General features: G+C 67.6%; 5 protein-coding genes. All 5 read left to right on the top strand.

Going from position 1 to position 4576, the window contains the following annotated elements; all coding sequences use genetic code 11:
- Positions 1–879, top strand: an 879-nt coding sequence (locus tag ACXJKR_RS25025; RefSeq protein ID WP_457325121.1) for a hypothetical protein, incomplete at its 5' end; no start/stop codon positions are given.
- Between the two features lie 6 nt (positions 880–885).
- A complete protein-coding gene (locus tag ACXJKR_RS25020; RefSeq protein WP_056194100.1) occupies positions 886–1455 on the top strand; it encodes a double zinc ribbon domain-containing protein in 570 nt (189 codons plus the stop codon).
- Positions 1445–2287 (top strand): type VI secretion system accessory protein TagJ, encoded by an 843-nt coding sequence (locus ACXJKR_RS25015; RefSeq protein WP_457325120.1) that lies wholly within the window; start codon positions 1445–1447, stop codon positions 2285–2287. Before ACXJKR_RS25020 ends, ACXJKR_RS25015 begins: the two co-directional genes overlap by 11 nt.
- Positions 2287–2823, top strand: a complete 537-nt coding sequence (gene tssE / locus ACXJKR_RS25010) for a type VI secretion system baseplate subunit TssE (RefSeq protein ID WP_457325119.1) — start codon at positions 2287–2289, stop codon at positions 2821–2823. The genes ACXJKR_RS25015 and tssE overlap by 1 nt, the downstream gene beginning before the upstream one ends.
- 13 nt (positions 2824–2836) lie before the next feature.
- The coding region (tssF, locus tag ACXJKR_RS25005) for a type VI secretion system baseplate subunit TssF (protein ID WP_457325118.1) at positions 2837–4576 on the top strand (1740 nt) is incomplete at its 3' end.

Below are 4576 nucleotides of genomic sequence, written 5' to 3'. Positions count from 1 at the left end.
GGCCCTCTGATGTCCAACAACGGCGCCGACATCTTCCTGGTTCTGCTGCGCCCCACCCGCGTGCCGGTCGTGGGCGAAGCAGCGTCCGAAGGCTTCCAGGGGCAGATCCTGGTGGAGACGCTCAACTGGAAGCTGCACAACGAGGACGAGCGCAAGAACGCCAGCAAGGCGGCAGCGGCCTTCACCCTCGCGAGCGGCAGAGCAGACAAGCAAGGCAGCAACGAGTTGCGTGCGATGCATGCGGCCAGCGACGATTACCAGAAGCGGGACAAGAGGCTGCAGGAGTCTTTCGCGAAAGCCCAGCGTGGCGGCAATTTTTCCGAGGCAGACTGGAAAGCCCACCAGGACCAGCGCGATGCCCTCGGCGCGGCTTTCAACAAGAAGCTCGAAAGCATCGCCAGGGATCCGAACGCCTTCGCGCCTTCCGACCCGCAAAAAGCCGAAAAGGCGGCCACGCTGCAAGGCGAGCGGGAGAAGCAGTACGCGGACCTCGAACGCAACCGCAACTTCGAATTCACGTTCACCAAGCGGGTCGACATCGCCAGCACCCAGATGCTGAACTCGATGAAGGCGGGCAACATCTTCCCCTCGGGCACGCTCACCATCCACCGGCGCTCGGCGACGTTCCTGGACGGCACTTCGCTGATCTTCACCATCCAGAAGATCCGCCTGCTGGAATACGAGTTGGACGTGGTCGTGAACGAGACCATGACGGAGATGATGGAGAAGTGGACCTGCGAATTCGGTTCGCTCGCCTACGTCTACAAGAACCCGCCATCTCACTACTCGCACAGCAACACCGGCCAGGCCGTCGCCAAGACGGCGTCGCAGAACACGACGCGCGCCTTCACGATGAAGAACATCGGCTCACCCATCTAGCTTCCCATGGCCCTGACCAACTACCGGGACGTCAGCACGTCGATGAGCGACGTGTCGGCCGGCTTCCAGTTCGAGTTCTTCTGCGAGAAATGTGGCGAGAGCTCGCGCTCGGCCTTCAGGCCCTATCGCAAGGGCCAGATCACGGGCTGGCTGAGCCGTTTCGCCTTCATGTTCTACGACCTGAACAAGGCCAGCCGGGCCACCGGCGCGTTTGCCGAAGCCGGTGGCGGCAGCGCCAAGGCCGAGGCCCTGGCCGAAGCCATGGCCGCCGCGGCACCGCTGTACGAGAAATGCACCGGCTGCCGCAAATGGGTAGGCCGCGAATGCTGGAACAGCAGCAGCAACAGCTGCCGCGACTGCGCCGCCCGTTCCGCGCTGGATGCGGGTTCGGCCAGCCAGGGCGCCGCCAGCGGGGGTGGCTCGGCCTGCCCCAACTGCCAGACGCCCAGCCAGGGCGGGCGCTTCTGCCATGAATGCGGCTTCGACATGGCCAGCACGCACAAGAGCTGCCCGGCCTGCGGCATCACCCTCTCGCGGCAAGCCCGCTTCTGCACGGACTGCGGCCATGGCTTCTGATCTCTCTCCCCAACAAGCCGCCGAAGAGCTACTCCGCGCCGGCGACCCGCGCGCCGCACTCGCCAAGCTGACCGAGGCCGTGCGCGCCAAGCCGGCCGATCCCAAGCTGCGCACCTTCATGTCCCAGCTGCTCAGCGTGCTCGGCCAGTGGGAACGCGCCCACACCCAGCTCAATGTCGTCGCCGACATGGACAAGCTGGCCATCCCGATGCGCGAGACCGTCGGCCACGCCATCCGTTGCGAGCTGCTGCGCGCCCAGGTGTTTGCTGGCAAGCGCACGCCGGTTGTCTTCGGCCAGCCCGAGGCCTGGGTGGCCCAGTTGATCGAGTCCCTCAAGCAGCAGGCCGAGGGCAACCACCAGCTTGCGGCTGACCTCGCCACCAAGGCCTTCGAGGCCGCGCCGACGAGTGCGGGCAGCATCGACGGCCAGCGCTTCGAGTGGCTCGCCGACGCCGATTCACGCCTCGGCCCGGTGCTCGAGGTCTGCCTCAACGGCCACTACACCTGGGTGCCCTTCCAGCACCTGGCCAAGATCCATTTCGACGCGCCCGAGGACCTGCGCGACTGCGTCTGGATGCCGGCGCAGCTGAGCTTCACCAATGGCGGCAACAGCGTCGCCCTGGTGCCCACGCGCTACCCGGGCTCCGAGAAGAGCGAGGATGGCCTCATCAACCTGGCGCGCAAGACGGAGTGGCAAGCACTGCCAGGCGAGGACCGCTATGCCGGCCTGGGCCAGCGCGTGCTGACCAGCGACATCGGCGACCACGACCTGATGGCCGTCAGAGAAATTCTCTTCGACGCCAGCGAGGCCACGCAGACCGAAGGCAACTGATGGCCAGCTTCGGTGCCCAGGACCGCCTCCAACCCTCGCTGCTGGACCGGCTCACCGACAACGATGCCAGCTCCAAGGTCGAGGCCCTCGAGGCCCGCGTACTGAGCCGCAAGCAGCTGCGCGAGGCCGTGCTGCGCGACCTCTCCTGGCTGTTCAACGCGGTCTGCGAGGAGCCGGACATCGGCAACCGCAACGACCCCGAACGCACGGCGCTGTGGAAGAGCTTGCCGCATGCGCGCGACTCGGTGCTGAATTTCGGCATCCTGCCCCTGACCGGGCAGACCATGACCATCCACCAGTTCCCCCTCATCGAGGCCCAGGTGCGCCAGGCCATCATCCGCTTCGAGCCGCGACTGGACCCGGACACGGTGGAGGTGCGCATCGCCAACGACATGAGCACCGGCCTGCGCCCCACCAGCTTGCGGCTGACTATCAAGGGCCAGATGTGGAACCAGCCGGTGCCGCTGGAGCTGCTGTTGAGTGCGGATGTCGATGTCGACACCGGTCAGGCCGCGGTGCGTGACCTGAGGGCTTGAGACACTCCGAATCATGGACCCCCGCCTCCTCCGCTACTACAACCAGGAACTGCGCTATCTCCGCGAGATGGGTGGTGAGTTCGCGCGCGAGTTTCCCAAGATCGCCGGGCGCTTGKGCATGGAGGGCCTGGAGGTTGCCGACCCCTATGTGGAACGCCTGCTCGAAGGCACGGCCTTCTTGGCCGCGCGCGTGCAGCTCAAGCAGGATGCCGAGTTCCCCCAGCTCGCCCAGGCGCTGCTGGACATGGTCTGCCCCAACCTTGGCGCGCCGATCCCGTCCATGCTGGTGGCTCAGCTCGAGCCCGCCCAGGACCCCAACCTGATCGCCGGCTTCACATTGCCGCGCGGCAGCGCGTTGATGGGCGCCAAGACGCCGCTGGGGCCGACGCGCTGCGAGTTCCGCACCGCCCAGCCGGTCACGCTGACGCCCATCCGGGTCAGCCAGGTCGAATACTTCCTCAGCGCCACCGACATCAATTTCAGCGGCCTGCCGCTGCGCGAGCGACCCAAGAGCGGCGTGCGCGTGCGCATGGAGCTGCCCAGCGGCATGAGCTTCGCGCGGCTGCCGCTGGACAGCCTGCGCTTCTTCATGGGTGGCCTTCAGGACGTGGCGCTGAAGCTGCACGAGCTCGCCACCTGCCGCTGCGTGGGCGTGCTGGCCGGGCCTGGTGGCAAGGAGGCTGCGGCCAAGCGCCAGTTCATCCCGGCCAACCGCGTGCACCACGTCGGCCTGGCCGATGACGRGGCCATGCTGCCGGTGACGCTGCGCGGCCTGTCCGGCACGCGGCTGATGCAGGAGTACTTCGCCTTCCCGCAGCGCTTCCTGTTCATCGACGTTGCTGGCCTCAAGCCCAGCTTCGCCGCCTGCACGGGCAACACCTTCGAACTGGTGCTGCTGTTCGACCGCTACGAAGCCAGCCTGGAGGGTGGCGGCGAACCGGCCAACTTCAGCCTGAATTGCGTGCCGGCCATCAACCTCTTCGAGCGCCGCGCCGAGCGCATCACCGTCGATGACAGCGCCACCGCCTTCCAGGTCATCCCCGACCGGCTAGCCGGCGCCGACTTCGAGGTGTTCGACGTCGCCTCGGTCACCGGCTTCTCCAGCGACACCGACGAGCTGCAGTTCCTGCCGCTGTTCGACGTGCCCCACGCCGACCCGGCCGGCGCCTCCGGCTATTTCAGCCTGCTGCGCGAGCCGCGTCTGGCCAGCGACCGCGCCAAGCGCGAGGGGCCGCGCTCGGCCTATGTCGGCAGTGAGGTTTTCTTGTCCCTCGTGGATCTGCAGCGCGCGCCTTACCGGGCCGACCTGCGCCAGCTTGCCGCCAAGATCCGCTGCACCAACCGCGACCTGCCCCTCTTCATGCCCGCCGGCCGCGATCATGGCGGCCTGACGCTGGAGACCCGTGCGCCCGTCGACCATGTCGCCGTCGTGGCCGGCCCGTCGCGGCCCGGCAGCGCGGCGCGCGAAGGCGCACTGGCCTGGCGGCTGCTGTCGCTGCTCTCGCTGAACTACCTGTCCTTGGTCGACGAGGATCCCGAGCGCGGCGCGCTGGCCCTGCGCGAACTGCTCGGCCTGTTCGGCCAAAGCTCCGGCGCCGGCCTGCTGCGGCAGATCGAGGGCGTGCGCTCCGTCACCACGCTGCCCATCGTGCGTCGCCATCCGGCGCCGGGCCCCATCGCCTTCGGTCGCGGGCTGCAGGTGCAGCTGACGGTGGACGAGCTCTCCTTCGAAGGCGGCAGCGCGACGCTGCTG

The sequence above is a fragment of the Roseateles sp. P5_E11 genome (assembly GCF_054049355.1).
Note: the sequence above shows the minus strand (reverse complement) of the source record. Positions and strands in the feature narration are given on the sequence as shown.